21 protein-coding genes and 1 pseudogene are annotated in these 25,288 nt (G+C 45.8%); 1 reads left to right on the forward strand and 21 read right to left on the reverse strand.

Features of this window, described 5'->3' with window-relative positions; translation table 11 throughout:
* Nucleotides 1-40: 40 nt before the first annotated feature.
* Entirely contained in the window at nucleotides 41-1,021 is a 981-nt protein-coding gene (wzzB, locus tag BMF08_RS18725; RefSeq protein ID WP_072569021.1) for an LPS O-antigen chain length determinant protein WzzB, read from the reverse strand.
* A 199-nt stretch (nucleotides 1,022-1,220) separates the two neighbouring features.
* Between wzzB and BMF08_RS18730 the strand changes: the two genes are divergently transcribed.
* Nucleotides 1,221-2,225 (forward strand): NAD-dependent epimerase, encoded by a 1,005-nt coding sequence (locus tag BMF08_RS18730; RefSeq protein ID WP_072569022.1) that lies wholly within the window; start codon nucleotides 1,221-1,223, stop codon nucleotides 2,223-2,225.
* A 31-nt stretch (nucleotides 2,226-2,256) separates the two neighbouring features.
* On the opposite strand, the gene ugd is transcribed toward BMF08_RS18730, so the two are convergent.
* From ugd to BMF08_RS18830, 20 genes and pseudogenes are all read right to left on the reverse strand, one after another.
* Nucleotides 2,257-3,423 (reverse strand): UDP-glucose 6-dehydrogenase, encoded by a 1,167-nt coding sequence (gene ugd / locus BMF08_RS18735; RefSeq protein WP_072569023.1) that lies wholly within the window; start codon nucleotides 3,421-3,423, stop codon nucleotides 2,257-2,259.
* A 259-nt stretch (nucleotides 3,424-3,682) separates the two neighbouring features.
* Nucleotides 3,683-5,089: an NADP-dependent phosphogluconate dehydrogenase gene (gene gndA, locus BMF08_RS18740; protein ID WP_072569024.1), complete on the reverse strand. Its 1,407-nt coding sequence runs from the start codon at nucleotides 5,087-5,089 to the stop codon at nucleotides 3,683-3,685.
* 218 nt (nucleotides 5,090-5,307) lie between these two features.
* Nucleotides 5,308-6,198: a glycosyltransferase gene (locus BMF08_RS18745; protein WP_083580937.1), complete on the reverse strand. Its 891-nt coding sequence runs from the start codon at nucleotides 6,196-6,198 to the stop codon at nucleotides 5,308-5,310.
* Complete coding sequence (locus BMF08_RS18750) at nucleotides 6,188-7,006, reverse strand: glycosyltransferase family 2 protein (RefSeq protein ID WP_072569026.1); 819 nt, start codon at nucleotides 7,004-7,006, stop codon at nucleotides 6,188-6,190. Before BMF08_RS18750 ends, BMF08_RS18745 begins: the two co-directional genes overlap by 11 nt.
* 53 nt (nucleotides 7,007-7,059) lie before the next feature.
* Nucleotides 7,060-8,097: a glycosyltransferase gene (locus BMF08_RS18755; RefSeq protein WP_083580938.1), complete on the reverse strand. Its 1,038-nt coding sequence runs from the start codon at nucleotides 8,095-8,097 to the stop codon at nucleotides 7,060-7,062.
* Nucleotides 8,098-8,153: 56 nt separating this feature from the next.
* Nucleotides 8,154-9,182, reverse strand: coding sequence for an EpsG family protein (locus BMF08_RS18760; protein ID WP_072569028.1), 1,029 nt, complete (start codon nucleotides 9,180-9,182; stop codon nucleotides 8,154-8,156).
* Between the two features lie 57 nt (nucleotides 9,183-9,239).
* Nucleotides 9,240-10,292 (reverse strand): glycosyltransferase WbsX family protein, encoded by a 1,053-nt coding sequence (locus BMF08_RS18765; protein WP_072569029.1) that lies wholly within the window; start codon nucleotides 10,290-10,292, stop codon nucleotides 9,240-9,242.
* Between the two features lie 212 nt (nucleotides 10,293-10,504).
* A pseudogene (locus tag BMF08_RS21505) lies at nucleotides 10,505-10,646 on the reverse strand (DapH/DapD/GlmU-related protein); the annotation flags it as partial.
* Between the two features lie 366 nt (nucleotides 10,647-11,012).
* Entirely contained in the window at nucleotides 11,013-12,281 is a 1,269-nt protein-coding gene (locus BMF08_RS18775; protein WP_072569031.1) for a glycosyltransferase, read from the reverse strand.
* Between the two features lie 7 nt (nucleotides 12,282-12,288).
* Nucleotides 12,289-13,806: a lipopolysaccharide biosynthesis protein gene (locus BMF08_RS18780; RefSeq protein WP_072569032.1), complete on the reverse strand. Its 1,518-nt coding sequence runs from the start codon at nucleotides 13,804-13,806 to the stop codon at nucleotides 12,289-12,291.
* Nucleotides 13,807-13,840: 34 nt separating this feature from the next.
* Nucleotides 13,841-14,971, reverse strand: a complete 1,131-nt coding sequence (rffA, locus tag BMF08_RS18785) for a dTDP-4-amino-4,6-dideoxygalactose transaminase (protein WP_072569033.1) — start codon at nucleotides 14,969-14,971, stop codon at nucleotides 13,841-13,843.
* 9 nt (nucleotides 14,972-14,980) lie between these two features.
* The gene (gene rfbC, locus BMF08_RS18790) at nucleotides 14,981-15,523 is read right to left on the reverse strand and encodes a dTDP-4-dehydrorhamnose 3,5-epimerase (protein WP_072569034.1); all 543 of its coding nucleotides are present in this window, start codon (nucleotides 15,521-15,523) and stop codon (nucleotides 14,981-14,983) included.
* Nucleotides 15,524-15,525: 2 nt separating this feature from the next.
* Nucleotides 15,526-16,404 (reverse strand): glucose-1-phosphate thymidylyltransferase RfbA, encoded by an 879-nt coding sequence (gene rfbA, locus BMF08_RS18795; protein ID WP_072569035.1) that lies wholly within the window; start codon nucleotides 16,402-16,404, stop codon nucleotides 15,526-15,528.
* A 21-nt stretch (nucleotides 16,405-16,425) separates the two neighbouring features.
* Complete coding sequence (rfbD, locus tag BMF08_RS18800; RefSeq protein WP_072569036.1) at nucleotides 16,426-17,325, reverse strand: dTDP-4-dehydrorhamnose reductase; 900 nt, start codon at nucleotides 17,323-17,325, stop codon at nucleotides 16,426-16,428.
* 2 nt (nucleotides 17,326-17,327) lie between these two features.
* Nucleotides 17,328-18,410 (reverse strand): dTDP-glucose 4,6-dehydratase, encoded by a 1,083-nt coding sequence (gene rfbB / locus BMF08_RS18805; protein WP_072569037.1) that lies wholly within the window; start codon nucleotides 18,408-18,410, stop codon nucleotides 17,328-17,330.
* 379 nt (nucleotides 18,411-18,789) lie between these two features.
* Nucleotides 18,790-19,680, reverse strand: coding sequence for a UTP--glucose-1-phosphate uridylyltransferase GalF (galF, locus tag BMF08_RS18810; protein WP_072569038.1), 891 nt, complete (start codon nucleotides 19,678-19,680; stop codon nucleotides 18,790-18,792).
* A 172-nt stretch (nucleotides 19,681-19,852) separates the two neighbouring features.
* Entirely contained in the window at nucleotides 19,853-21,247 is a 1,395-nt protein-coding gene (wcaM, locus tag BMF08_RS18815) for a colanic acid biosynthesis protein WcaM (protein WP_072569039.1), read from the reverse strand.
* Nucleotides 21,248-21,258: 11 nt separating this feature from the next.
* Nucleotides 21,259-22,479 (reverse strand): colanic acid biosynthesis glycosyltransferase WcaL, encoded by a 1,221-nt coding sequence (gene wcaL / locus BMF08_RS18820; protein ID WP_072569040.1) that lies wholly within the window; start codon nucleotides 22,477-22,479, stop codon nucleotides 21,259-21,261.
* Nucleotides 22,476-23,756: a colanic acid biosynthesis pyruvyl transferase WcaK gene (wcaK, locus tag BMF08_RS18825; protein WP_072569041.1), complete on the reverse strand. Its 1,281-nt coding sequence runs from the start codon at nucleotides 23,754-23,756 to the stop codon at nucleotides 22,476-22,478. Before wcaK ends, wcaL begins: the two co-directional genes overlap by 4 nt.
* A gap of 45 nt (nucleotides 23,757-23,801) precedes the next feature.
* A complete protein-coding gene (locus tag BMF08_RS18830) occupies nucleotides 23,802-25,280 on the reverse strand; it encodes an MOP flippase family protein (protein WP_072569042.1) in 1,479 nt (492 codons plus the stop codon).
* Between the last annotated feature and the right edge of the window lie 8 nt (nucleotides 25,281-25,288).

The raw sequence follows: 25,288 nt of genomic DNA on the forward strand, positions 1-25,288 counted from the left end.
AACCGGGCTGCTAAGTGCCCGGTTTTTTTGTGCCTGAATTTTAGTATTTAGGCTGGTAGTTACGGATGGCGTTGCGGGCCAGGACGGCGCCAGCGCCAACCATGGCACCCAACAATGCCGCGATCAATACCGTCAGAGAGCGTTTCGGGCTGTCGCGGAACAGGGGTTCCGTTGGTTTCATGACATAACGATAGGCATGCATATTTGCCGGATCGGGTTTGATACGCTGAATATCTAACAGATTTTGTCGTGTACGATAATAATCCCCGGAGAACACCAGCGGTCGTGAGGCTTCATTCTTAATCATGGACTCCAGCGCATCACTACCCAGCAGGAATAAAGTATCCTGGGTGACATCCTGGGTTTGCTGCACCTGGGGTTGGTTAACACCAGCATCTTTAGCAAAAGTCAGCGCCTGCGTGATCTGCTTGATGCGCAGATTTTTTTGCTCCTGAGCCACTTTTTCCTGAGTCGCCAGCGAGTCCTGCAGCTCTGTAAGACGTGATTTGATGTTGATTGCCAGATCCTGATCCAGCTCATCCGCTATTTGCTCATCAACCTGTTGAATATATTTCGCCAGTTGCTGCTGCGCATGTTTGGCTGAATCGCCCTGATAGGTGACCTTAAGCGGTAAGGGCTGACCTTTTACCGCAGAGTCAATGGTCAGGGCCTCAGGCGCCGACTGATTTTTAAGCGTTTCAGCCAGTGCAGAAAACGCCCCGCTAAAACGAGTGATCACTCGCTGTTGAATGTCAGGATTGTCGACTTTTCCATCACCATAAATCAGCGCCATTGCATTGGTGTAACCTGCTATCTGACCGGCATCTGGCATGGTGATAACAGCCGTTGAAGTCCATTTCTCTTTTACAAAGGACACATAGATTCCGGCGACCACAACTGCAATCATAATGAAAATGGCAATAAGCCACTTCCCACGCCACAGCTGCATAAAAATATCAATTAGATCAATTTGTTCAGAATTATTATTACTTCTGACAAAATTATTATCGTTGTGCGTCATAGCAACCTTAAGAAGAAGATTCCAGTCTAAGATTAAAAATTCAGTGTAGTGTACACTTTCCATAAAATCCTGGAATCAGAATCCGTTTAATTTTGTTACTGTCTGAAACTACAGATAAAGGTCACCTGCACCGGTAGCCTTGCTGATGGCATCAGCATACAATAGCGGGCATGTTGCACCGCAGGTGAAAAGGACAAGTATGAAATTTTTAGTGACTGGCGCTGCCGGTTTTATTGGTTACCACGTTAGCGAGCGCCTGTTGCAGGCGGGTCATCAGGTTGTCGGTATTGATAATCTCAATGATTATTACGATGTCAGCCTCAAGCAGGCACGTCTGGATCGACTACAGGTGCCGGGCTTTCAGTTTAAAAAGCTGGATCTTGCCGATCGGGAAGGTATGGCGCAACTCTTTGCCGACGAGAAATTCGATCGCGTGATCCATCTCGGCGCCCAGGCTGGCGTACGTTACTCGCTGGATAATCCCCTCGCCTACGCTGATTCTAATTTGATCGGTCATGTCAACGTGCTGGAAGGCTGTCGTCATAACAAGGTGAAACATTTGTTATATGCATCCTCAAGCTCAGTGTATGGCCTGAACCGCAAGATGCCATTTTCAACGGACGATTCCGTGGATCATCCGGTGTCGCTCTACGCCGCGACGAAAAAAGCCAATGAGCTGATGTCTCATACTTATTCACACCTGTATGGTTTGCCGACTACCGGCCTGCGCTTCTTTACGGTATATGGCCCATGGGGTCGTCCGGATATGGCGCTGTTTAAATTCACCAAAGCGATGGTGGAAGGTAAAAGCATCGACGTTTATAACTACGGCAAGATGAAGCGTGATTTCACTTATATTGACGATATCGCCGAAGCCATCATCCGTTTACAGGACGTGATCCCGGAAGCTGATACCAGCTGGACAGTGGAATCAGGTTCACCGGCGACCAGTTCTGCGCCGTATCGCGTTTATAATATCGGCAACAGCTCACCTGTTGAACTGATGGATTACATCACTGCTCTGGAAGAGGCTCTTGGCATCGAAGCGCAAAAAAATATGCTGCCGATCCAGCCGGGTGACGTGCTGGAAACCAGCGCGGATACCAAAGCGTTATATGATGTTATCGGCTTCCGTCCGCAAACCTCGGTTAAACAGGGCGTGAAGAACTTTGTTGACTGGTATAAAGCATTTTATAAAGTGTAAAAAAAAGGCCCTCATCTGAGGGCCTTTTTTATCAGTCGCTGCCGAACAGGTCGCGGGTATATACTTTATCCGCCACATCCGCCAGTTCTTCCGCCATGCGGTTTGAAATGATGACATCCGCTTCTTTCTTGAATGCATCCAGATCGCGCACAACGCGGGAATGGAAGAATTCATCTTCTTTCATGACCGGTTCGTAAATAATAACCTGCACGCCTTTCGCTTTAATACGCTTCATAATCCCCTGAATAGAAGAGGCGCGGAAATTATCTGAGCCGCTCTTCATAATCAGACGATAGACACCGACGACTTTAGGCTTGCGGGAAAGAATGGAATCCGCGATGAAATCTTTACGCGTACGGTTTGCATCAACGATGGCTGAGATCAGGTTGTTGGGAACGGACTGATAGTTTGCCAGCAATTGTTTGGTATCTTTCGGCAGGCAATAACCGCCATAGCCAAATGACGGATTGTTGTAATGGCTGCCGATACGCGGATCGAGGCAGACACCTTCAATGATCTGACGGGAATCCAGACCAAGGCTTTCGGCATAGCTGTCCAGTTCGTTGAAATAGGCCACGCGCATTGCCAGATAGGTATTAGCGAAAAGCTTAATGGCTTCGGCTTCAGTCGAGTCCGTAAACAGCACTTTAATATCTTTTTTGATGGCGCCTTCCTGCAACAGGGACGCAAAACGCTTCGCGCGTTCTGAACGCTCGCCAATGACAATACGTGACGGGTGCAGATTGTCGTAAAGTGCCTTCCCTTCACGGAGGAACTCCGGAGAGAAAATAACGTTATCAATACCCAGTTCATCCCGGATTGACTGCGTAAAGCCAACCGGCACCGTGGATTTAATGATCATCACGGCCTGCGGGTTGATTTCCAGCACGTCGCGGATCACCGCTTCTACGCTTGAGGTATTAAAGTAATTCGTTTTCGGATCATAGTCAGTTGGCGTGGCAATAATCACAAAATCCGCATCGCGATAGGCATCCTGCTTGTCGGTGGTTGCACGAAAATTAAGCGGTTTTGTCTGCAGATATTCCTGAATCTCTTTATCAACAATGGGAGAGATTTTCTGGTTAAGCATATCGACTTTGGCCTGGATGATATCCAGCGCGACCACTTCGTGATGTTGAGCGATCAAAATACCGTTTGAAAGACCAACGTAACCTGTACCGGAGATTGTTATTTTCATTCGCTAAGTAACTTCTTCAAGTTTAAGTGTCTGGAGATGGCAATACCACCACCACTGAAATTTGTTAACTGAGGGGGTTTTACCTCTTACCTTTATCGCCTGTCAAGACGACTACTGGAACCTGGTTTTGTCCGGAAAAAAGCTTTTAGGAAATTACTCACCCCTTCAAACGTGACTACGCCCGTAACAGGTGCATTCCGCATAAAAAAACGCCCGGTGTTGCAGACCGGGCGTTTAGTAGTTTTCAGGTTAAATCAGATTAATCCAGCCATTCCGTATGGAATACGCCATCTTTATCGGTGCGCTTATAGGTATGTGCGCCGAAGTAGTCACGCTGTGCCTGGATCAGGTTTGCAGGCAGTACGGCAGCACGGTAGCTGTCGTAATAAGCCACAGCCGCGCCGAAAGTCGGCACCGGAATGCCGTTTTGTACGGCATAAGCAACCACATCACGCAGTGCCTGCTGATAGTCATCGGCGATTTGTTTGAAATACGGTGCCAGCAGCAGGTTTGCGATGGCCGGGGTTTCCGCATAAGCATCGGTAATCTTCTGCAGGAACTGTGCGCGAATAATGCAGCCTGCACGGAAAATCTTGGCGATTTCACCGTAGTTCAGATCCCAGTTGTACTCTTCGGAAGCCGCGCGCAGCTGTGAGAATCCCTGAGCATAAGAGACGATTTTACCGAGATACAGTGCACGACGTACTTTCTCAATAAATTCTGCTTTATCGCCAGCCGGTTTAGCCTGCGGGCCAGACAGCACTTTGGAGGCTGCAACACGCTGTTCTTTCAGAGAGGAAATGTAACGCGCGAACACGGATTCAGTGATCAGCGACAGCGGCTCACCAAGATCCAACGAGCTCTGGCTGGTCCATTTCCCGGTACCTTTGTTGGCTGCTTCGTCCAGGATCACATCAACCAGGTATTTACCCTCTTCATCTTTTTTCGTGAAGATGTCTTTAGTGATGTCGATCAGGTAGCTACTCAGTTCACCTTTGTTCCATTCGGTAAAGGTCTGCGCCAGCTCTTCGTTGGACAGATTCAGACCGCCTTTCAGCAGCGAGTAAGCTTCAGCGATAAGCTGCATGTCGCCGTATTCGATGCCGTTATGAACCATCTTAACGTAGTGACCTGCGCCATCGGCACCGATGTAAGTCACACAAGGCTCGCCATCTTCAGCAACGGCAGCGATTTTAGTCAGGATCGGCGCAACCAGCTCATACGCTTCTTTTTGACCACCAGGCATGATTGACGGGCCTTTCAGTGCGCCCTCTTCACCGCCAGACACACCGGTACCGATGAAGTTGAAACCTTCTGCAGAGAGTTCGCGGTTACGACGAATAGTGTCGTGGAAGAAGGTATTACCGCCATCAATAATGATGTCGCCTTTGTCCAGATACGGTTTCAGGGAGTTGATAGCAGCATCTGTACCCGCGCCTGCTTGCACCATTAACAGGATACGACGAGGCGTTTCAAGGGATTCAACAAACTCCTCAACGCTGTAAAAAGGAACCAGATTTTTGCCCGGATTTTCAGCAATGACTTCCTCAGTCTTTTCGCGGGAGCGGTTGAAAACGGAAACGGTATAGCCACGGCTTTCGATGTTCAGCGCCAGGTTGCGCCCCATCACGGCCATACCAACAACGCCGATCTGCTGTTTGGACATTACATACTCCTGTCAGGTGTGGTCACCGCGTCATGTGCGCGGCTTGAAAATGTGTCTTAGATGTTAACTCAAAAATATTAAAAACAATAGTTCATGAATTGTCAGGTCTTTACACAGCAAATAAGCATTTTTTGATAAAATCTCATAAACCTGAAAATAGTTTCTATTTATGAAAAAATAACTACTAACAAAAGTATTTTTAACGACTATAACGTCTATTAAAAGAAATTAAGGGCCAGCGCCATGGCTAAGAGCACCCGATCCCGGGAGCGTCTTCTTAACCTGCAAACATGGAACATTAATTTCAAGTTACCGACATAACCTGAATGGATATTTTTGTGTAAAAATCTGTCATTACTTAAAGGGAATAGCTCAATTATTTTTTCGATTTCAGCCCGATACCATTTGTTTTTCACCAGGCTAAGTCTTTTGAATATTGAGCGTAAGCTATTGTTAGCGCCAACCTGGTTACTTGCATGCTGACGATAAAGCATCCCAGAATTGTTGTCGATGTACCATTTGTAATTTCTGGAACGAGCGAAAGCATATATAAACCAATCATGCAAAGCAATATTACAAACCGGCCCCTGGTTATCAATTATAAACTTTCTAAGTTCAAGATAGGCCGCTTTTTTTATAACATAAGTACATCCAGGGCCAGCAGCCTCGAAATAATAATCGTAATCAACAAAAGGCTGTGATTTGACAATTTCACATTGCATGCCATTTTCCCAGAATGCTGTCACATTACTGGAATAAAAATCATTCTTGTCCAGGTTAGCAATAGCGCGACATAACTTGTCATTTTTCCAGATATCATCCTGATCTGACAACGCAATATACTCGTCGTCTTTAATATCGGCATCCATAATGAGACGATAAAAGTTTCTGGCCGCGCCACCAAACTTCTTACCCATTGGTAAAAATTCAACATTGGGGTGTTTAGCGGCCATGGACTGAACAAGTTCTTCAGTACCATCGGTTGAAACGTCAACGCTGATAACAATTCTTACATCGACGTTAGACTGTTTTAATATTGACTCAACCTGCTCTTCAATCCATTGTTTGCCATTGTAAGCAGCTAACAAGACGAGAACTTTATCTTTCATTACGGTCACCATTCTTCATGCGTAACTTGTATATTTTTGAAATGAATAAACGCCTAAAGAACTTTAATAGTGAAAAAGCTACCAGAAAGAAATACTTTGGCATTGTTATAAGCTTTTTATCCATTAATTCAGTATAGTTACTTAATTCGCCTGATTCCATTTTCCATAGCTTTGAGCCAAGTCCTGCACCAGAGGCATATGGATGTTTATCATCTGCATAATTGATTACATTATCACGTAATACAGCGCTTTTAAATTGATGTGTTACGTAATAAAAAAAGAGGGCATCCTCACTGTACCTTCGACCTTCAGAAAAACCATCAATGTGGCTGAATACTTCTTTTCGCAGAATCACAGTCGAAGGCTGGAAGTACTGTTTCATTAACTGCATTTGATACGTGACATGTATATGATCGTCACGACCATCAGCACTAATAAATCTATTCTGATACCCGCCACCAACAACAAAATAGTCACTGTTTGCCAGAAAAATCATTTGCTTACGAGTTTTATCACTACGCCACTCGTCATCAGCATCCAGAAAAGCAATATATTGCCCGCTACTACGCCTGATGCCGGCATTTCTTGCCGACGCTACCCCTGCATTCGCTTGCCTGACCAGGTCAATATCGATATTCTGTTCATGAGCAAATCTCGAAACTTTATCGGCTGTGCTATCAGATGAGCCATCATCAATGACAATTATTTCAAAATTGAATGCACCTTCTTGTCGGATAACGGAAAGCAAGGCTCGTTCAATAGTACCCTCCGCATTATAAGCCGGAATGATGACGCTTATTTTATTCATAATGATATATTCTTATAATAACCAGGTCATGCATAATAAATACAATTCAAATTTTATGAGTGCATGGAGAATACTTTTTTCCAGGAACTTACCACTGCATCTGGATAATATTTTTTACTGCTAGCGACAGCGTTCTTCGAAATAGACTCGCAAAGCTGCTCATCATCTAATAACGCCAGACATTTTTCCTGAAGCGCCTCTAGATTTCCATTTTCAATCAAAAATCCATTCACAGCATTCTCAATAAGTTCAGCAGGACCAGTAGGACAGTCATAACTCACTACTACACACCCGGCTGCCATGGCCTCTATAATAACCATTGAAAAACTTTCACGCTCAGACGTCACAATAAGAAATTTTGACTTTTGAAAATCCTTGAAAATATCACTTGATTTACCGCACAATATCTCTGTGGCAGACGGAGAAGATGATAATAAACTCTCATATTCTTCGCCGTGGCCAAATAATTTTGACGTAATGTTTCGGTGACTCTTGATATAATCGTGCAACTTCAAAAAATGGGTAAATCTTTTGATTTCGTGTAGTCTGCCGGCTGCAACAAAGTCAACAGGACGGGTTGCAATTGGTTCATTAACTGCGCCCGTTGCAAAATTAACATCTAAAATGTTAGGGATTGTATATACCTTAGTAAACCATTTTCTGTAGTATTCATTATCTTGTTTTGTCAGACAGACTATGGCGTCACATCCTAAACGGTAAGAGTATTTACGTAACAATCTTACTCGTGATCTATGGGCATAATAATCAGCGTGCTGATGAGCAATTAGCATGAATTTCTTTTTACTGAATTTCCTTAGCAGCGAAAGGAAAAACGAAATGCGATCATAAGCTGATATAAGTACGGCATCAGGGGGAAGTGATTTCAAGAAGTTCCATAACTTATGAATTTCATTTTTACCCGTCAGTAATCGATACTGCTCATTTGCATCAATATGAATTTCAGCATTTTCATGTAATGAAACAATTTCAGCATCATAGCCAGAATGCTTGAGAGTATTCACTAAGGTAAAAGAACTTCTTTCTATTCCACCTAAATCACAAGCATTAAGTACCAGTACATATATTTTCATAGATCGCAGAATCTCTTTGCATACTAAATTTTAATGATCAACTTTTATGACCAGCACTAAAGTATGTTATGGTAGATATAACCTTCCATGGTCGTATAACCATTAATCTTATAAGCTGTCACCAGGAGTAACACATTGAAGAACGCTATTTTCTGTATTAAATGTTTGCAGTTATAAAGGATTAGCCCATAAATAATCATATCATAGACTAAAAAGTATAAACTTAACCGAACAGCGATATCCGGGAAAGAGGGATAAAGTGCAAGGTAGCAAAACATACCTACTAAATAAAGTTTCAAGAAAATGTTATCGCGTACTTGTCGTAATGGAACAACCATTAGCAAAAGTATTACTGGCAATACCCTTTTTATACACCCAAGCAGATAGTCCATAGCTGAGTATGTTGAGTTGTACGCACTGTCAGTATAAAGCTCAACATTACGGAAATATCCTAAACCACTCAGATACTCTGACAATGTTAAAAATGAGCCAGCAATGATAAATGAACAAAGAGAAGCAATTAATATATTTCTGTATCCAACTTTGAAATAGTTAACTATATATGCTAAAGAAAATACAATCGCGGTTTTATGGAATAAGCAGGCGATGAAAATAGTAATGGCAAAGAAAAAAAGTTGTTTTCTTACAACAAAGAATATTGAAATCAGCGAGATTGATAAAGCAATACTTTGACGCATCCCACTTAAATTCAGATAAAAAAACAAATCCGAAAAGAAGACTAATAAGGCGACATTCTTATAATATGAAAACTTATCAAGAAAGCATATCAATAAAGTAAAATTAAGGATATTAATTATCATTAATACCCAAGGATAACTTAATCCATCCAATAGTCGATAGATACTCGCAAATCCAATCTCAATATTTTGACTAACAAGTTCATACTGGTTGATATACATATTTTCATAAGCATACCAATCAAGGCCTACATTGCTGCGTGTTGCCGCAAAAATCACAAGCACTACTACAATAAAGAAGGTCAGAAGATCTTGGTAGGCTTTTCGGTGATAAAAAGCATCTGAAAAAGCTATTATCGCCAGCAAAAGATATAGTAAAAAATACATTTAGCACCTTAATCAGGTTATTACGCAATATACCAATTGCCGTAGCACTTGTGAAAACTACTTAGTAGTAAAATACTTAGAGATTATTTTTAAATATGAATCACCATTCACATTGCAAGGCTCAATATAATTACCTTCAGCCCATTCGTTCCATGATTTTACCATCAACATTTTTCTTTTCATTCTACTAACTATGTTAGCAGTATTTTTAACATGTTCTTCAAATAATTCAGGGGAGTTATTTTTCAGTATGACCCCTTTTTTACCATGCCTGATACTCGAATCCCATCCCGGAAAAATAACAGGTATTTGTAACGAATTAGGATCAATATCCATGTTCATTTTTCTTGCACATCGTTCGTATTTGTAGATGCGAGGTATAAAAATATTATACCGTTGAAGTTTAACGATCAGCAAATCGAAACATTTCCTTATAAAGGTTCTATGTTTCATAAAATCACAACTATTCAAATACTGGTTTACCAATTTAGTTTCTGGATCCCCAGGCAACATGTTTTCGCCAATAAAGTAGATGCCATCAAAACCTTCTGCCTGCGCCCTTGCAGTAAAATACTCGATAAGCTCTTTGCCATTTAATGCATTTTTAAGATCATAAATAAAGAACACTGGCTTGTTATCGATTTTGGTATATCGCTTATCTTTAAAAAATGGCAGCAAATAATTAAAATATGACTCCAAAGAAAAATCATAATGTTGTTCTTTGAGGAGTTTATTTTCTGTTTTATTCCACCAGGTGTGGTTTGCCCACGCAAAACAGAATTTAACGTCAATATCACTTTTTAACAATAACTCTGCTGGTTTCTCAAGCAACATATCATGATCGTTAAACCAGTAATGCCAAAAACAAAAGGACGTAATGCCATTTTCTTTAGCAATTTTATATTGTTTCTCAATCACCGAAACGTCATTCAAATCATAGTAACCCAAAGGCTCTATGGGTTGAGGGATTACGTGGTCCTTATAAATTTTCTTAGCACTTTTGAGCTTGACCCATTCCGTAAAACCCTTTCCCCACCACTGATCGTTTTCGGGAATAGCATGGAACTGTGGTAAATAGTAAGTAAAAATCTCTTCAACTTCAGTTTTCATAAAAATCCAGGAATAAAATGAATGACTTGGAAACGGCCAAAATTGTTTTTAATTTTTGAACACACGCTGATTAATGGCGGAAAGCACTTCTTCGTCCGGACGTGTATAAAATAAACTGACATCATCATCAGCGATGTTATTTAAATCAAGTTTGGAAAAATCAATTTGTTTAGCATATTCAATTTCTTGAGGTGATAATCTCATACTAATTGTCTTTGCCGGATTTCCCCCTGCGACCGCATAAGGAGCTACATCTTTTGTTACCACAGAACCAGCAGCGATGACCGCTCCACGGCCAATCTCGACTCCTGAAAGAATGGTTACATTGCACCCTATCCACACATCATCGTTGATGATTATGGGTCCCTTGGTACCAGCATCAATATTTTTATTTAAATTCTTTTTTGCTGATACAGGGAATGAAGTCATTCCTATAGTCGAATGGTTACCACCTAAAACAAAAGTGACATTTCCTGCAATTGAAACATAATGACCAATTTCAAGCCGTTCAAGCGGATTACCCCATTCCAGTACATATAGGGAACCATAGGTCATTTTACCGACCTGAACTTTATCAAAATCAAAATCGTTTATAATGGCTGTATCATTGTGTTTATTTCTTTTTCGCCATGCATGCTTACGCATTAATAATTTCAGATTTCTTTTTACAAAAGCTACTAGCATTTCTTTTTCCTGACGGTTGAAATCTTTTCATTTATATTATGCTGAAGGAGATTGATTGCTTACCAGTGACTCGATAGCTTTAACCTGGCATTGTGAAGTACATCGCTGTAAAGCCATTTGACGGCTACTTTCTTTTAGAGCGGCTAAAGAAGGATCGTCCAATTTTAAAAATTCCATGATGGAATTGGCTAAAGCTTGTGTAGTAATACTATCCGCCAGGAAACCGCTGATTCTGTCGACGATGAGATCCTCTGCAACTCCGACTTTGAAAGCCATGACTGGAACACCTGACATCAGTGCTTCGTTTATCATCATAGGCCCGGCATCCTCTATCGAAGGGCAAATAAAACCATCTGCCAGATTGTAGAGATAAGGATACTTATCTTTGTCATGAATAAAACCAATATTCACAAAGGAAATCCCTTCAGGGAGAGTAGCCTGGGCTTGATCACCGACCGTTAAAATCGATACGCCTGTTAGCAGATTGGGAAAGTTCTTTCTGATAAACGCCAAAGCATCAAGTACATACTTTACACCTTTCCTCGGGTCACTTAAGGATTGCGCGCCTAAGAAGATAACCCTATTCCCGGCAGGTATTTGCACATCAATAATATCGTTGGCGACTACCTTTGTACGGGGTTTGAAAATCTGCTCATCAATACCGATTATAGCTTTCTTGATGCCCAGTTTCGCTTTAATCCCACTTGACTCGCAACGGTCATCTAACCATTTACTTGCCGAAAGAAAAAAACAATCCATTTGCATGTAATACTTCTTACGCTTATGGAAAATATTTTTCGGTAGTTTGATCAACTCAGGGTATTTCATTGCAGGGCAGTTGTCACAATCAACCTTATAACCCTCACAATGCCATGGATAATGACAACCGCCGGTAAACATAGCTGCATCCATTAAATAGAACGCAACAGGACATCCATAATGCTTTTGTATTTTTAAAATATCATGATCAGAAAGATAATCGGCAACGAAATAAACTATAATCAGATCAGGTTTAGTTCTGTATTTTTTAAAAATTTCGCTGACACTGAAAGTAGTATTGTAAATTAAATAAATTTTATCTTCCGGGCCACCTCGACGCACAAAAAATCGTCGCATCAGTCTTCCAAAAATACTAAATATCTTTCGCTTATTTTGTGAAAGCTCAATTACATCTTTATCGTGTGATGTTTTTTCCACTACACACATGCTTGATTCGTGTCCGTACTTTTTAAGATTAGTATGTGTACGATACGCACCAAAGAAAGCACCCTTACTATCGCCAGTGGACAAATGTAAAATTTTCATATTTTTTCTACCATTTTTTTATTTTAAAATTATGGATAGCTGTTAAGAATTGATTTTTGAACATATATATAAAACCACAAATAATCACCAGGTTAATTATTGGCGGGCACAAAATATAAAGGAATTTATTGCCTGAAAATAATTCATAGCTTTGCGTGATTTTGAAAACCACATAAGAAACCATAAGGATCAGCATCGTCAATAAGGGGATGATCCGGACATAGCCTGTCATCTCCTTATGTACACAGTAACCGCCCCATAACAACATAAACATAAGCGTCTGAATAAAATAGAATATGCAGGACCAGTGTGGCCCAAAATACTTGGCAATAAGCACTGTTAAGGGAATTGTTAATGCGGAATATAATGCATAGGCGTAAAAGTGAAACTTCAACTGGCCAGTAGAATATAAAAGGATAAAGACAAAATTCATCATCCCAGCAAAAAAGGCAGCGGAAACCAGCCATTTAGCATATTCATTAACAGTGAAACCAAGTTCTCTGTTTTTTAGCCACAATGAAATTAAATCACCTCCGTATAAATACATATACGGAACCAGAGGCGCGAGACATACTATATAACCTATTGAACTAAGGCTAAATAGTTCAACAAATTTGGTATGATCTTTCTCTTTAACCAGCGCGCTCATTCTTGGCAAAAGCAACTGTGATAAAGGCGCAGCTAATGTAAGCACTACCGTACTCAGCTGTGCACCAATCTGATATTGCGTATAGCTTGTGAGATCGGTATAGGTTGAGAGAGATATCTTATCTACCTGGCTAGCTATAACCCATATCATTGACAGGCCAGATAATTGCAGGGAAAACTTAATTACGCTTCTGAAAGAAATAATCTCATGAACCGCTTGATCATTATTATCATGATATTCATTCAAGCTTTTTCGCTGCATCATGATGACGTATGCGACACCTCCCGCAGTGGCAATAATATCAACAATTGCTAAAGCCAGAAGAGAAGTAAAGAAAGCAATCAATGTATTAGAATAATAAACTAATACGAGATACGAACCGCCATAAAAGAACGTAGTATAGAACATACTCCATATGGCTATTAAATCCTGACGCTCCATGCCATTAACAAAACTCTGGAGGTACGAGCGTAGATATAATAATGCCAGTATTACACCAGTAAGTTTAATACATATTATTGTTTCATCGTTCGACAGGTTGGTCTTCAACCAGTCATTAGCTATATAGTCTGCATAGTTGTTAAAGATGAAAACAAGAATACCGGCGACTACAACAAAACCACAAAAAACCTTGAGAAATAAATTTACAACTCTTGTGAAATTAACAAGCTGATTTTTATTGGTTGCAATTAATTTAATGAACGTACCGCTAATGCCTGCATCTAACAGACCCATTAGCATGATAAGCATAGTAAAGAATGATACTAGTCCATAACGTTCCGTTCCCAGCATGCCAATAATTAACGGTACTAATAGCAGTGGAAATGCGGCTCTGTACAACTGCGAGGCATATAATACTATTACTTTCTTAAACATAACCGCTCACAATAAAAACCAGCCAATCCTGACATTACATGTTTTTGAAGAAGTCAGATATTTTGGAGCAAATTGAGTCTACCTGTTCCAGACTGAGCTCATAATACATAGGTAGTCTGAGTAAACAATCTGTAAAGCGGTCACTGTATTCAAGATCTACAGGCTCATTTTTCTCAAGGAAAAAATCACTCTTATTAAGTGATAAATAATGGAATACAGAGTGGATACCATTTTCTTTCAGATAAGCAATAAGCGATGAACGGGTTTCTATGTCGTTACAAACAATATAATACATATGAGCATTGTTTGTAGCATAAGACGGAACATCTGGTAATTTAATAAGGTTTTCAGCCTCTAAGCTGGCAAGATTCGCATTATAACGATTCCACAGCGCCTTACGTTTACCCTGAATGTCATCTAAGCTTTCAAGCTGTGCATACAAGTAAGCTGCAATAATGTCTGAAGGTAAGAAAGAAGAACCGATGTCAACCCAACCGTATTTATTTACTTCACCTCTAAAGAATGAAGCGCGGTTAGTACCCTTTTCACGAATGATCTCTGCGCGTTGAATATATTGCTCATCATTTATGACAAGCATTCCGCCTTCACCAGAAATAATATTTTTTGTTTCATGAAATGAAAACGTGCCAAAAGTGCCAATACTACCTAATGGTTTATCTTTGTAGTATGAGTCAATTGCCTGAGCAGCATCTTCTACAACCGGTATATTATACTCCCTGGATATAGACATAATCTCATCCATATCACAGGCAATACCCGCATAATGCACAATTACAATAGCTCTGGTTTTATCTGTAATGCTGTTACGGATAGCAACTGGATCAATATTTGGATTGTCGCTGCAACTATCGACAAATACTAATTTTGCACCGCGTAATGAAAATGCATTAACAGTAGAAACAAAAGTATAGGATGGAGCAATCACCTCATCCCCTGGCTGGATATCAAGTAAAATAGCAGCCATTTCGAGAGCATCCGTGCACGACGTAGTCAGAAGGACTTTTTTGAAACCGTATTTTTTCTCAAAAAACTCATGGCACTTTTTAGTAAATGCACCGTCACCTGAAATTTTACCGTTACTCACTGCCTGGCCAATATAATTTAGCTCATTTCCCTGCATATACGGCTTATTAAACGGAATCATTTTGCTGCCTTATTTAAGATCATTAAAATAGTTAGCATCCGCATCCTTCGCGGAAAGGATCACTTTTTCTGCCGATATTGGCCAGGTAATGTTGAGCGTTGGATCATTCCAGACGATGCTACGCTCCGCTGAGGGGTTATAGTAATTTGTCGTTTTGTATAAAAACTCTGCTGTTTCGCTTAGCACTACGAAACCGTGAGCAAAACCCTCGGGGATCCATAACTGACGTTTATTTTCGGCTGAAAGCGTGACGCCCACCCATTTACCAAAAGTGGCAGAGTCACGTCGTATATCCACCGCAACATCAAATACTTCTCCTACTGCACAGCGTACTAACTTACCTTGCGCATAGGGTTCGGCCTGGTAATGTAATCCACGCAATACGCCTTGCGTAGATTTTGAATGATTATCCTGAACAAATGACAGCGTTGTACCAACATGCTCCTCAAGTGCTTTCTGGTTAAAGCTCTCGAAGAAAAAACCCCGCTCATCGCTGAAAACTTTTGGTTCAATAATTAAGACATCAGGGATTTCAGTTTTAATTATATTCATTATTAATAACCTTTAATCATTTTCAGCAAATATTGCCCATAAGCATTTTTCGAGAGCGGCGCAGCCAGTTTTTTCACTTGTTCTGCATCGATAAAACCTTTGCGGAAAGCAATTTCTTCAGGGCAAGATACTTTCAGACCCTGTCGTTCTTCTATTGTTTCGATAAAATTACTGGCTTCAATAAGGCTCTGATGCGTTCCTGTATCCAGCCACGCGAACCCACGTCCCATCATGGCGACAGAAAGTTTGCCTTTTTCCAGATAGAGGCGGTTAATATCTGTAATCTCCAGCTCACCACGTGCTGATGGCTTAAGATTTTTAGCCATTTCTATGACATCGTTGTCATAAAAATATAACCCGGTAACCGCATAATTACTTTTTGGTTCAGCAGGTTTTTCTTCAAGGCTAATTGCGGTGCCTTGTGAATCAAATTCTACAACGCCGTAACGTTCAGGGTCGTTGACATGATAAGCGAAGACAGTTGCACCGTTTTCCCTGGAAACTGCGCCATCAAGCAGTTTCGGTAAATCGTGACCATAGAAAATATTATCGCCCAGAACCAGCGCGCAGTTATCATCGCCGATGAAATCTTCACCAATAATGAAAGCCTGCGCTAATCCATCAGGGCTTGGCTGCACTTTATACTGCAGGTTTAATCCCCACTGGCTGCCGTCGCCGAGTAACTGCTCGAAGCGCGGGGTATCTTGTGGCGTGCTGATGATCAGAATATCGCGGATACCCGCCAGCATTAACGTTGACAATGGATAATAAATCATCGGCTTGTCATAGATTGGTAACAGCTGTTTACTCACTACCATCGTTACGGGATAAAGACGTGTCCCGGAACCGCCAGCTAAAATAATGCCTTTCCGTGTTTTCATTTTACTATCTCAGACAATGAGTTAATGTGCAGTTGTGGTAAACAACTCTGCGAGCATACGCTTAACGCCCTCTTCCCATTTCGGAAGCACCAGACTAAAGGTGTGCTGAAATTTTTCGGTATTTAGTCGCGAATTCAGAGGACGCTTTGCCGGTGTGGGGAAACTCTCGGTGGATACCGCAGCCAGTTCATTAAGAGAAAGCTCGATGCCCGCTTTACGCGCCTCTTCAAACACCAGCGCCGCATAGTCATGCCAGGTCGTGGTGCCTGAAGCCACCAGATGATACAAGCCCGCGACTTCCGGCTTTTGCAGCGCAACGCGAATGGCATGTGCCGTGCAATCGGCCAGCAATTCAGCGCCGGTCGGCGCACCAAACTGATCGTTAATTACCGACAGCGTCTCACGCTCTTTCGCCAGTCGCAGCATGGTTTTCGCGAAGTTGTTGCCTTTGCCGGCATATACCCAGCTGGTGCGGAAGATAAGATGTTTTTCGCAGTTCTCTGCAACAGCCTTCTCCCCTGCCAGCTTGGTTTCGCCATAAACATTCAGCGGCGCCGTTTCGTCAGTCTCTTTCCACGGCGTCTCGCCGGTGCCCGGGAAGACATAATCGGTGGAATAATGGACTACCCATGCGCCCAGTGCCTGCGCTTCTTTAGCAATAGCGGCTACGCTGGTCGCATTCAGTAATTCGGCGAAATCGCGTTCGGATTCCGCTTTATCGACGGCAGTATGCGCCGCCGCGTTAACGATCACATCCGGACGCACACGGCGCACGGTTTCAGCCACGCCTTCAGGATTACTGAAATCGCCGCAATACTCCTGCGAATGCACATCGACTGCCGTAAGTTTGCCCAGCGGCGCCAGCGCGCGTTGCAGTTCCCAGCCCACCTGACCTGTTTTACCGAACAGAAGAATATTCATGATTAACGGCTCTCGTAGTTCTGTTCAATCCAGCTCTGATAAGCGCCGCTTTTGACGTTCGCCACCCACTGCTGGTTATCCAGATACCATTGAACGGTTTTACGGATCCCGGATTTAAAGGTTTCCTGTGGTTTCCAGCCCAGCTCGCGGCTGATTTTATCCGCATCGATAGCATAACGGCGATCGTGTCCCGGACGGTCAGCCACGTAAGTGATCTGATCGCGGTAAGAGGAGTCTTTTGGCACGATTTCATCTAACAGATCGCAGATGGTGTGCACCACATCGAGGTTCTGTTTTTCGTTATGACCGCCGATGTTGTAGGTTTCGCCCGGCTGACCTTGTGTTACCACGGTGTAGAGCGCGCGAGCATGATCTTCAACATACAGCCAGTCGCGGATCTGATCGCCTTTGCCATAGACCGGTAAGTTTTTACCTTCCAGCGCATTGAGGATCACCAACGGGATCAGCTTCTCGGGGAAGTGATAAGGACCGTAGTTGTTGGAGCAGTTAGTCACCAGCGTCGGCATACCATAGGTACGACGCCACGCACGCACCAGATGATCGCTGGAGGCTTTGGACGCGGAGTACGGGCTGCTTGGCGCATAGGCCGTTTGCTCGGTAAAGAGCGGCAATGCCTCGCCTTGTGGATGCTCGTCCGGATGCGGCAGGTCGCCATAGACTTCATCAGTTGAAATGTGATGGAAGCGAAACGCGGATTTTGCCGCGTCCGAAAGAGCTGACCAGTACGCGCGGGCAGCTTCCAGCAGCACATAGGTGCCAACAATGTTGGTTTCGATAAAAGCGGCAGGGCCAGTGATTGAACGATCCACGTGGCTTTCGGCTGCCAGGTGCATGACGGCATCCGGCTTATGCTGATCAAAAATACGCGCCATCGCTGCGGCATCGCAAATATCAGCATGTTCAAAATGATAGCGCTCGCTGTCAGCGACATCACTGAGCGATTCAAGATTACCGGCGTACGTTAATTTATCAACATTCACAACTGAATCTTGAGTGTTTTTAATAATATGTCGGACAACTGCAGAGCCAATAAAGCCAGCGCCACCGGTAACAAGAATTTTCACGCTATCCATTCCGTTTAGTAAATTGAGAGGAAGTTCGACACGACAGAATTGTCGCGGCTTTAGCCCGCAGGCACGCTACCGCCCCTGGCTCAACAGCTACCAGTGGACTGAGTAAGGTCATTTTGTAGGGCAACTGCGAAATGTAGCGGGCGTACGCCCGTTTTCAACCGCTAATTGTCATCCTTATTTCACATTGAAACAAGGAAAATTCTTATGGATCACCGGCCTTCGCATATTTTTTAAGCCGTTGATCTACAAGAACTTGTAGTTGAAAATAAAAAAAGCAGCAGATAATCATCAGAGGCAAATATTCGCCTCTGAGATCATCTACTGCTCTGTGTTCACTTACTCGTAAACCGTCCGGAACATCAGCCAACCGTTAACGTAATAGTTTAGCAATGCTTTCGCGGAATTTTTGACCTTCTTTCAGATTACGCAGACCATAGCTGACAAATGCCTGCATATAGCCCATTTTTTTGCCGCAATCGAAGCTGTCGCCGGTCATCAGCATCGCGTCTACCGACTGTTTTTCTGCCAGTTTAGCAATGGCATCGGTCAGCTGGATACGCTCCCAGGCGCCCGGTTCGGTTTTTTCCAGTTCCGGCCAGATGTCGGCAGACAGAACATAGCGACCCACGGCCATCAGATCGGTATCCAGCGTTTGCGGCTGATCCGGTTTTTCGACGAAGTTAATAATGCGGCTGACTTTACCTTCGCTGTCCAGCGGCTCTTTGGTCTGGATCACACCGTATTCAGACAGATCGCCCTTCATACGTTTCGCCAGCACCTGGCTGCGGCCGGTTTCTTTAAAACGTGCCACCATAGCGGCGAGGTTATAACGCAGCGGATCGGCGCTGGCGTTATCAAGAATAATATCCGGCAGCACAACCACAAACGGATTATCGCCCACGATAGGACGCGCGCAGAGAATGGAGTGACCCAGACCCAGCGGCTGCGCCTGCCGGACGTTCATAATGGTTACGCCCGGCGGACAAATAGACTGTACTTCCGCCAGCAGCTGACGCTTAACACGCTGTTCAAGCAGCGCTTCCAGTTCGTACGAGGTGTCGAAATGGTTCTCAACGGCGTTTTTTGAAGAGTGGGTTACCAGAACGATTTCTTTGATCCCTGCAGCAACAACCTCGTCAACGATGTACTGAATCATTGGCTTGTCGACGATCGGCAGCATTTCTTTTGGAATGGCCTTGGTGGCAGGCAACATGTGCATCCCAAGTCCGGCTACCGGAATAACTGCTTTCAAATTAATCATTATTAATTCCACCTATAAATGGTTGATGAATTATAGCTATTTAGCCTGCTTTATCCAGCAGGTTTTCACCCTCTGGTTGAGGCAAATCATGTTACGCCGGTTAATATCCGTATGCAGTAGATGTAATCCGAAGCTGCCTCCTGGCGCACCAGGAATGTTCGCAAACTTGTTTTTATGTGCGTTTATCAGGCAGACGGAAGTTCAGTTTATCGGTATTGACCACATGCTGATCCACCCGGTCGATGTCCACCGAGCTTTGGCCTTTTTCATTTACCGCATGAATGTTGGCCAGGGAAAGCAGCGTGTCCTGCTTCGCCATAAAGCGACCGCGCACGTCTTTGCGCAGATCAAACTGCATTTTCAGCGCCGGTCCGGTGGCGGCTTCCTGCATGATATTAATGTTACGCAAGAACAGGTGCTGCGGCTTATTGTGCAGGGCAAGGGTCGCGCGCTTCATGGTCAGATTGGTGATCGCCACAAAGGATGTCGCGTTGCCGGATGAGATCTGTATACCACGCAGTTTCAGTTCACTGTTGCTGTTATCGAGATGCACGTCGTTGAGCTTGAAATTTTGCGGGATAGAGAGGTAATTGCCTTTGATTACGCCATAACCAATCAGCATACCGGCGCTGTTGGTCATGTTGACGTTATCAATCACGAAATTATCGCAGCCGTAAATCGCCACGGTGGCGTTATCAATGCCAGCTTTCTTACTGTACTCCGGCGTAATATCGGTGGCTTTGATATTGCGGATCACGAAGTGCTTGCCGTTCTCCACATGCACCAGCTGGCGGCAGTGGCTGCCGGTAATGTTCGCCACGACAAAGTTTTTTACCGCCTGATGTTCCGGGTAATCATTGTCATAGGTGCTGCCCGCGAGGCCAATACCAATCCCCCAGTTGATCTTGCCGTTGGTGCAGTCAATATGGTCGATGACATGATCGGAAATAAGAATATTGCTGTCGTTGATCGCCACGTTCCACTCGATGGCGTCGCCCTGCAGATAGCTGAAGCGGCTGTTGGTGATACGCGCGCCGTCAATACGATTATGGAAGCCCTGGCGCAGGATCGCGTAGTTGGCTCTGGTGACCGTGATGTCATCAATCAGCAGGTTACGCATTACACGTTTATTTTTGCCGCCGATGTAGATTTGCGTCACCGGCCCGAAGCCGCTCATTGCCAGCCCCTTGATCACACAGTCCGATCCGCGCACGTCGAGGGTAATGTTATACAGGCTACCGCCCTTCTCACCTATGACCTTACTGCCATCCTGTAACACAAAGCGTCCGCGGCCATTCCCCTTCAGGGCACCACGCACCAGCAGGGTTTTCCCTTCCGGGATGAAAATGCCGGTATTGATGTTTTCACAAACGAGATCGGCGGGTACTTCCACCGTCTCGCCATCGGCGAACGCCTGTTTAAACGCGGCGATCCAGTCATTTTTCTGGTAGTCGCGCACATCAACGGTGGATTTACTGCCCTGCGCGAAGGCGGCGGCAGGCAGAAGCGGAAGCGAGGCCAGTACGGAACCGGCCTTAATAAAGTGTCGACGGGAAAATGCTGTCATAAAACCTCAGTTCAGAGCGTCTGGAGCAGCGTCGCCAGACGCTGATTGATTTTCTGCTGATTAAAGTCCGTTTCGACTTTTTCACGGGCGCGGGTCACCACCGGCACCAGCTGCTGGCTCTGCATGCTGCTGAAGGCGGCCAGTTTGTCAGCCAGCGCCTGGGGATCGTTCTCCGGCACCAGCCAGCCGGACTGGTCAGCGTCGATCAGCTCAGGAATACCGCTGTGTACGGTAGAGACGACCGGAATGCCTACCGCCATGGCTTCCATCAGCGCCACCGGAATGCCCTCCATGTCGCCGTCAGCGCCGGTCACGGACGGCAGCAGGAAGACGTCAGCCTCATCGAGCATTGCCTTTACTTCATGGCTGGGCTTAAAGCCCGGCATCTCGATCACGTCCTCAAGCTGGAACTGTTCGATCAGAGTGCGCAGACGGCGCTCCCAGGGTCCGATGCCGAGAATGCGATAGTGGAAATTAACACCGCGCGCCTTCAGCAGACGACAGGCTTCGATGGCGACATGCAGCCCTTTTTTCTCGGTCAGGCGCGCCACGGAGATTATCTGCAAGGGTTGTCCGGGCGCTTTCACCTCGCGCAGGGTAAAGCGCGACATATCCACGCCCATACGCGAAACGGCGATCTTCTCCGGCGGGCAGCCCATATTTTGCAGGCGACCGGCCCACAGATCGCTGATGGGCAACATCAGATCGCCGCGGCGGAACAGCTGCTGATACTCCGGCGTATAGTGCGCCAGTACGTCCCGGTGCGAGACGTCGATACCGTGGAAGACGGTGGCGATTTTGCCGCGGATCACCCCCAGTTCACGCAGTTTTGCTGCCGTCACGCCTGCCGGACCAAAGTGGGCGATAAACACATCGGCGCTGAAAGTGCGTGGTGCCAGGCCACAAATGGCGGCGAGGATCAGGTTACGGGCTTCATCGCCGTAGCGGCGCATATTCAGCGCCTTCCAGGTGGATGCGCGCCCCGCGCCCCGCAGGATCGCCTGCGCCCGGTAGCGCAGTTTTGCGGCTTTGCCCTGCGGCTCATCCAGCAGCCAGTGGGTCTTCTCCGCCAGCTTGTATTCGGTATAGGCCGCATGGGTATTGCTGAGATCGCCCTTATGCAGGGCGATAATCTCCACGTCAAACCCCATATCGATAAACGCCGTGATCTGGTTCAACACGAAGGTTTCGGACGACAGCGGAAACTTCAGCAGGAAAAAACTGACCTTCATTGCTTACCCCGCACTCTGTCCATCACCGATTTCACCATCTGCAATCCATTATTGCGTTCTGCGGCCACCGCCGTTGAAAGTTGCTGATTAATGGCGGGCAGCTGGCCGAGGGTATCCGCCACCATCGCGGCGAGCGAGCCGTCGAGCAAATGACGAATATCAATGGCCATCTCCGGCATGCCAAGCTGCTGCATGATGCCTGCGGATTTGTGCTCGTAGTTAATGGCGATGGCCGGTGTGCCGAAGTTCATGGAGATGATCGCCGAATGCAGACGGGTGCCGACGGTCAGATCACAGGCGGCAAAAATTTTGCCCATCTCCAGATCGTTAAGCTCATCCATCACCACGTGATAGCGGGACGGATCGCTGACATGCTGACGCAGATTGAGCGCCACCATGCGGTCATCTTTGTTATAGCTGTCGATGCCGGTGCAGGTGGAGAGCGCCATTACCTGCCAGCCCGCATCCAGAATACGGCTAACCACTTCGGCGAAGGCTTTTTCGTAGGCCTGCTGCGTGGTGCCGAGGCGTTTATCGAAGGGCGCCAGTTCGCGCAACGTAATGGCGACGGTTTTCTGCGAGGCCGCCACGTCCAGCCAGTGCTGCACCGCATAGCTGGGGGTAAAATCGCTATCGTGATGATCCACCAGCCACGCGGTGTCGACGCCCTGCTCCACCTTATCAGTGTTGATCTGGCTCTTTTTCATCAGATCAAGACTTACGCGCTCACGCAGGATCAAGGCATCGCAGTGCCCGAACGCATAGTTCGCCAGCTGGTTAAACTGCGCGTCCTGGAATGGCCCGACGCTGTGGCCGATCATGTACAGCGGTTTTTTCGCCATAAAGGTGCAGAGCGCATGCTCAAACTGCGGCACGCCGTAAAGATCGACAAAGAAAGATCCGCCCACCTGGATAATGGCGTCATAGCCTGACAGCAGGCGAACGAAATCGGTAAAGCCCTGGGCAATGGCGATATTGCGCAGCTTGCCGCTGTCGGTCACGCGGGATAACAGCACCTGATGCTGATAACGGCGACGCAGGACTTTCTTCACCCGCCCGACCAGACCGGCGGCGGTATTGTGCTGTTTCATCTGGCTGTACAGCGGATCGCCCATCACCGGACGATTTAATAGCCAGGAGGAGCTCACCGGATAGCGGCTCATGACATCCACTTCAGCGTCAGGCTCAAGCACCGTAATGGCATCCAGTAAGCCGCGTAAAATCGCGCTGTCCCCACGGTTTCCACAGGTATGGTTACCTAAAATAAGTAGTTTCATTACAGTTTCACCTGAATTATTGATGTCGTAAATTTGTGAATAAAATCAACCTGCGCGCAGCAGCATTCTTAATTTTTCATTGCGGCAAAACTGACGTTTCAGCTCCACCACCAGCGCATTACGCGACAGCACAATCATCACCGCGAACGCCAGCCCACCGGCCAGGATCTGCACCGCCAGCAGCGTGGCAAGGGACAAATGCCCGTCCAGCGCCAGCCCCAGGCCGTAGCTCACCACCAGCGTCGGCAGCGACAGGTAAAACGGCAGCCACAGGCTCAGAATGTACTGGCGATAGCTGGAACCGAGCACCGGCTTAATCATTACGAAATAGCTCAGAATGGTGTTGATGATCTGCACCAGCAGGAAGCCCAGCGTCACGCCCAGCGCGCCGCCCATGTGCCCGCCTGCGATAATCGCCGGGACGAACAGGCAGGTTTTAAAGACGTTAAATTTGAAGCTGATATCGACACGGGCTTTCGCCATCAGCAGCGATCCAATGGGGTTCCCCACCGCGCGCAGCAGGCCGACGATGCACAGCAATTGCAGAATGGGGATGATGCTGTTCCACTTCTCGCCAAACACCAGCGGCACCACGTTATCGGACACCACCATCAGACCGAGCAGGATCGGGAAGTTGATAATGCCCACCACCGACAGCAGTTTGTAGAAGTTGAGCCGCAGCTTTTGCGTGTCGTCCTGAATTTTGGCGAAGGCCGGGAAGAGCACTCGGGTGATAATGGGGTTAAGCTTCATCGGCGGCACCACCGCGACGTTGTACGCCAGGTTATAGCCGCCCGCGACGCTGGCGCCGAGAATACGCGCCAGCACCAGCGTGGAGAGGTTAGTGTTGACGTAGTTGATCACGCTATCCGCCGTCAGCCATGCGCCAAAGCGCAGGTTGGAGTTGACGGAAGCCAGCGAAAAGCGCAGACCCGGACGGTAAATTTTGCGGCCGAAGAAGCCGAACAGCAGCGTACGCACCGCGGTGTTGACCAGATAACCAAGGATCGCGGTCATCGCCAGCGGCCAGTACCAGGCGCTGATCACCGTAAAGGTGAAGCCCGCCATCACCGATACGGTTTCAATCATGCCGATCTTGCTGAACTCCAGCTCTTTCTGCATCAGGGCGCGGAACTGCTGACCGTGGGGGATCAGCACAAAAGCCACCGACAGCGTTTTGATCAGCGGCGCCAGATCCGGGTTATTCAGTACCCCGGCAATCACGTCGCTTAACAAAAACATCGCCGCGCAGACCACCAGCCCCAGCCCGACGTTCAGCCAGTAGAGGGTGGTCAGTTCGAGATGGCCGATCTCTTTGCGCTGAATAATGGAGTTGGCGATGCCAAAATCCGACAGCGTATCCGCCAGGGCGATGATCACCAGCGACACGGTGAGCAGGCCGAACTGGTGATTATCGATGATGCGCGCCAGCCAGGTCATCTGCACCAGCCCAAGGCCGATGATGATCAGGGTGGCCATGGCTGACCACTTTGCGCCGCTGATGGTTTTCTCTCTCAGGCTCATGATGTGCT

This window comes from Enterobacter sp. SA187 (genome assembly GCF_001888805.2).
GTDB lineage: Bacteria > Pseudomonadota > Gammaproteobacteria > Enterobacterales > Enterobacteriaceae > Enterobacter_D.